Here is a 4121-nt window from a genome sequence, read left to right on the forward strand (position 1 = left end):
GATATATCCTGCTATATTGTATAATAAATATTGAACTTTTTTTGAATAGCTACTTTGCGCTATTTATTTCACCATTGAAAATAATACTTTTTCTAACTCTTTTTTTGGTAACTTGCTATCAGTGACAAAGATTCGATACTCATTTCTACCATTTTTTGCTGGCACAATTATTCTCATACCAATTATATTTCCAAATTTATATTCTCCTAATGTTACCCTACACCCATCGATCGTATAGTTTGATAATCGATTAAAAGGTTGTTCGTCAAAATTATCTAAATTTTGTTCATACGGTATCTTTTTTATTTCAAAAATTTCAGACTGTTTGATTTGAAATACATCTTCAAAACTACCACTTTTTGAACTCAATTCGCCTTTCACATAAGTCAGCGTAATGAGTGGCTGTGGTTTCCCAGTCGTAATTTCCGCTCTTGCCTCTTCTTCATATAATCTATAATTTTCAGGTAAGTAGTCCGGATGTTTTATAGGAAAATTAACTAGCTCCTGTGCTTCTTTTATCGTATATTTGAATTTTCCATATATTTTTTCTTCGTAAGGTCGTAACTCTTCATTTACTTCATCATATCTTTTCAATTCTTCTTTACTAAGCCGAGCTGTACTTCGACCTTCTCTTTTTCCATCAACTACAATTGCCTTTTTATTTAATGCTTGTGATTCTTTCCACAGCTTAGAAAATTTTTCAAACTCTTCTTTTGTGAACAGCTGATTTGCTATTTCAAATATTTCGTTGAATTCTTTGTATTCTTCTTCAACTGCACCAAATTGTTCCTTTGCCTCTTCTGGAGTGCCAATAACTTTACTAACCAAGGTAGGTCCTGCAAAAGTCCCTGTCGGTATAAGAATTGCAGCGGCTATTAATCCGACTAACAGCTTTTTCTTCATCGATCGTCTCCGCTTTTTCTTTTCTTGGTGATATGTATTAAAAGAGGTTTTCACCATTTTTTGAAGATTACTAGGTGGTTCCATCGCTTCCGCTTTCATTTGCAATTCATCTTTTAACCGCTTTTCAAAATCCATTCGCTTCGCCCCCCTGTATAGCTGGAACATTCTCCATTTCTGACCGTAAACGCTTCAATGCTGTATGTAATCGAGACTTTACTGTACCAATAGGTATACGAAGAAGCGCTGCAATTTCATCCAAACTGTATTCATGGAAATAGCGCATAATAACGACTTCCCTATGCTTATATGATAACTTTTGTACGAGCTCTACTAACTCACTACGCGTTTCTTTATGTAAAATATCTTCATCCACTATGTAAGACTGATCTTGTTCGTACATTTTCTTTTTTTCAAAAATACGAAAGCGTCGCCATGATTTACGCCGCCAATCTTGTACTTGTCGAACAATTAATCCATGTAGCCAAAAACGAAAAGACCGATTCATATCATAGTTTGCTACCGATTTCCACATTTGGATATATACCTCATTCACAATATCCTCTACATCATGCTTATCTCCTACTAAAAAAACAACCGTCCTATAAACATCTTTACATATGAATTCATAAATAACTTGGAAGGCTTGTTGATCGCCAGATGTCATTCTCTGGAGCCATTCCTTTAATTCTATTTCATCCAATTTCCGTTCCCCTCTCATGTTCTAAACAATCTTTCACACTATATTCGCTCGTTTCTCACAAAAGGTTCATTTTACACTAAAATTTATTTATTACAATAATACAAAATCATCTTTTGTATCGTCTCAACTAATCAGTCGTTTTCAAACAATAACTGGTCAAAAGATGAATATATTAATTTTTTTAGATGCTCCATGAGCGCATTATTTATCTTTACAATAAAAAGACATACGAAGACAAGCCTTCTATGTGCTAATATTTCACGCTGCAGTTTGTGGAATAGAGTGAGATAAAGTATATAAATTAGAAGAAAAACAAGAGCCTATGTTATTGAACTAACGGAGCAGGTTCGCGGGATAAGTGAATGAAAATCCACCTATCTTTTAAACCAATGTACATCAATTTTTGGAATTGAAATGGCAAAAGAACCATATAAAATTATGAAAGGAGGAGAGTCATAAAATGCAAAAAATGAACGAATATTCTCGTGCGAGTATGGTTTATATGATGACCAATAATGAAGTAACGAATCAAATCATTGCCTTTTACCAGGACATGAATGGACTACTCACCTTTGTAGGTTCCTATCCAACTTATAGCAGAGGTACTGGTACAAGAGAAGTCTCAACTGCAACTGCAAACGATGGCATCGATCCCCTTGCGTCACAAGGTTCCTTAACTTTGTCCCGTGATGGCCGTTTCCTACTTGCAGTTAACGCAGGCAGCAATAGTGTCAGTAGTTTCATGATAACCGACAGCGGAGCACCTGTTCTCGTGGATATGAAGCCATCAGGAGGTGCCCAGCCCAATAGCGTAGATGTATTTGGTAATCTTCTCTATGTTTCCAATGTAGGCAATGCCGCTAACAATTTTGCATCCAATATCACTGGTTTTCGCATAGATGATAACGGACGCCTTACTCCTATTCCCGGATCAACCCATTCTCTCAGTACTTTCAATGCTCAGCCGACGCAGGTTCTCTTCACTCCAGATGGCAGTAAAATCGTTGTATCCGAGCTTACTTCAAACCATCTCAGTGTATTTCATGTGAATAAAAATGGTACGGTTACAGGTCCAATTATTAACGATTCAAGTGGTAAGGGACCGTTCGGCTCTTGTTTTCTATCCTCAGGACTACTTTTAGTTACGGAATCCTTTTCTAGTACGCTGTCATCATATTCAATGAGCGACAACGGGATTCTTAATGTTATCAGTGGCTCTGTACTGAACGGCCAGAAAACCACTTGCTGGGTTGTAACAACGAGGAATGAAAGATTTGCTTATACCACCAACACCTTAAGTGGCACAATCACCACATATCGTATAGATTCAAGCGGAGCACTATCGGTTGTCGGGCATATTACCAGTACACCAGCAGGTACATCTACAGGTCTACCGATAGATGCTGGTGTGAGTAAAGATGGCCGCTATTTTTACACATTGAACGGGAATCAAGGTACAGTCTCAGTATTTCATATCCAAGATGATGGTAGTCTTATTAGATTGCAGGTTGCTGCTTGGACTAAATTTCCTTATTTTGGATCGCAAGGTTTAGCTGTTCTTTGATTCTATTGGGTTTACTATATTTAATGGAATAGAAAATATAGGATGATTTTTTGGTATGAATACAATCTAGTTAGCTTTTCATTTTCCTCTTAAAGCCCAAAACAGCAATTACGAAGATAATAATCGTATAACCCACTACCCATAATAAAGGTACAACAAGATCACCGTATTCACCAGATAAAGCAAATCGTGTAGCATCAACCGCATGGGCAAATGGTAATGCATAAGCGATTGTTTTAAACGCACCACCAATCATATCTAACTTAAACCAAGTGCCACTTAACCATGCTGTAAGGTTGACAAAGATTGCAAAAATCCCGCCAACTTGCTTGTCTGTAAAGTACGTGCCAAGCAGTAGACCAAATCCAATATAAAGCATCGCAATGATAATGAGCAGAATTACGACACCTAGTACATTCGCATTAAAAGATAAACCTAAGAAAAATGCTGAAATAAAGCAAATAACAATTTGAAGAATTGCAACCGGTAATAGTGGAAGAGCATATCCAATCATATAATCAGACGCAGACATAGGTGAAGCAAAAATCCGCATTAAAAACGAACTGCTTTTATCCTTACCAATCAGCATTCCTGAAAATAACGTAATGAAAGAAAAACTGAAAACGATCACGCCTGGCGTTAAGCTTTCTATACTATAAAGGTCAAACGGCATATTTTTCTGCATGATTGAAAAAAGACACATGATAATAATCGGAAGCACAATCCCAAAAAGAAGCGTCAGAGGATCACGTAAAATCTCCTTACGATTACGTGAAGCAAATGCTAAATATCTCATAATCAGACCCCCTCTTCAGTTAGCATAAGGAAAATATCTTCTAAAGAAGATTGTCCCGTCTTTTCTTTTAATTCATCAATTGTTCCAAGTGCATGCAATTTACCCCCGTGCATAATGCCGACGCGATCAGCAAGTGCTTCTACTTCTTCTAGATAATG

The 4121-nt window shown here is 36.8% G+C and carries 4 protein-coding genes and 1 pseudogene; 1 reads left to right on the forward strand and 4 read right to left on the reverse strand.

Going from position 1 to position 4121, the window contains the following annotated elements:
- Positions 1–63: 63 nt before the first annotated feature.
- Together V7183_RS23005 and V7183_RS23010 are read right to left on the reverse strand one after the other, a co-directional pair.
- On the reverse strand, positions 64–1038 hold the full coding sequence (locus tag V7183_RS23005) for a hypothetical protein (protein WP_335360960.1): 975 nt from the start codon (positions 1036–1038) through the stop codon (positions 64–66).
- The gene (locus V7183_RS23010) at positions 1028–1603 is read right to left on the reverse strand and encodes a sigma-70 family RNA polymerase sigma factor (RefSeq protein WP_335360961.1); all 576 of its coding nucleotides are present in this window, start codon (positions 1601–1603) and stop codon (positions 1028–1030) included. The genes V7183_RS23005 and V7183_RS23010 overlap by 11 nt, the downstream gene beginning before the upstream one ends.
- A 460-nt stretch (positions 1604–2063) precedes the next feature.
- On the opposite strand from V7183_RS23010, the gene V7183_RS23015 reads away from it, so the two are divergent.
- Complete coding sequence (locus V7183_RS23015) at positions 2064–3167, forward strand: lactonase family protein (RefSeq protein ID WP_335360962.1); 1104 nt, start codon at positions 2064–2066, stop codon at positions 3165–3167.
- A gap of 70 nt (positions 3168–3237) precedes the next feature.
- On the opposite strand, the gene V7183_RS23020 is transcribed toward V7183_RS23015, so the two are convergent.
- Together V7183_RS23020 and V7183_RS23025 are read right to left on the reverse strand one after the other, a co-directional pair.
- Positions 3238–3963, reverse strand: a complete 726-nt coding sequence (locus V7183_RS23020) for an ABC transporter permease (RefSeq protein WP_335360963.1) — start codon at positions 3961–3963, stop codon at positions 3238–3240.
- Positions 3964–3965: 2 nt separating this feature from the next.
- Positions 3966–4121: pseudogene (locus tag V7183_RS23025) on the reverse strand (ABC transporter ATP-binding protein); the annotation flags it as partial.

This window comes from Bacillus sp. JJ1127 (assembly GCF_036965845.1).
Lineage (GTDB): Bacteria > Bacillota > Bacilli > Bacillales > Bacillaceae_G > Bacillus_A.

Excerpts from the sequence above, each read along its gene's own strand:
- V7183_RS23005 (WP_335360960.1), bottom strand. The coding sequence starts at position 1,038 with ATGGATTTTGAAAAGCGGTTAAAAGATGAATTGCAAATGAAAGCGGAA.
- V7183_RS23015 (WP_335360962.1), top strand. The coding sequence starts at position 2,064 with ATGCAAAAAATGAACGAATATTCTCGTGCGAGTATGGTTTATATGATG.
- V7183_RS23020 (WP_335360963.1), bottom strand. The coding sequence starts at position 3,963 with ATGAGATATTTAGCATTTGCTTCACGTAATCGTAAGGAGATTTTACGT.